Source organism: Bartonella sp. TT119HLJHH (genome assembly GCF_042193385.1).
GTDB lineage: Bacteria > Pseudomonadota > Alphaproteobacteria > Rhizobiales > Rhizobiaceae > Bartonella.
In genome coordinates, this window is sequence record NZ_JBHILS010000101.1 from 1 (window position 1) to 1,052 (window position 1,052).

General features: G+C 42.3%; 1 pseudogene. It reads left to right on the plus strand.

The window, feature by feature from the left end:
* A pseudogene (locus ACFIJL_RS09510) lies at positions 1–1,052 on the plus strand (hypothetical protein); the annotation flags it as partial.

Here is a 1,052-nt window from a genome sequence, read left to right on the forward strand (position 1 = left end):
GAAGAAGCGAAGAGTGCATTGACAGAAGTTCAAGAGAAGGCACAGAGGAACAGTGACAGTCTTTCTGAACTTCAAAGTAAGGTAGGTTCTCTTTCCACTAATTTTTTAGAGAATGTGCGTTTTAATCAACCTGACAGAATTCTGGAAGCGGATTCACACAATAGAAAAGGTCTTGTGATCAATGAAGGGGCGTGTTTTCGCTTTTATCATGGTGGTGAGAATGGGGGTAGGTACCTCTTTTACCGCACTCCAGGGCGTGGAAGGATGACTTTTGACGAAGATCTTGAAGCAGGAAAGGATTATTATATATATCTCATCTTAAAAGATCAGACGAATGAGCTATCCTTTGAAATTTCGCAAAATCCGACAGCTCCTAATGGCTATACAGAGGATAATTCTCAAAAGATTGGTGGATTTCATACGCTTTGTGCAGATGTTGGTGAGATTGAAGATCATCTCTTATCGGGTTATCAAGCGGGGGATATCTTGCCCAATTCTGTTTGGTGTCTCAATCACCGTCCACGTAGTGACCCAGAGGGAATGGTTTACGATCCGTGGAAGAATATTTGGGTTGATATTTATCTTCAATCAGGGACAGATGAAAATACGAAGTCTGCCTATGGTGTTCCGATTACAACCAATCGTAGCTATTCTGACCATCACGCGGATTTGTCGTCTGTTAATAAGAGATTTTTGACGAGTGATGAGTTCGCGTCTTGCATGTATGGAAGTAATCAAGCAACCAGTATTGTCAACAATCAAGCGCCTTCTTCTAAGACGTCTGGAGGACACGTTGATACAAACAATAGACGGATGATTTCGCATATCGGTTGTGAGGATGGTTGCGGTTATGTTTGGCAATATTTGTCTGGTTGTTATCCAGTGACGAAATGGCATACAGGGGAGCAAGGAAGCAGTTTACGTGTAGACATAAATGTTATGTTGGGAGGAGGCGATTGGACTGGTGGCTCTAACAATGATCATCTTGTACGGAATTTTGCGCATTCTCGTTATGTAGAAGATGAAAAAATAGGTGCCCGTGGATGTAGCGA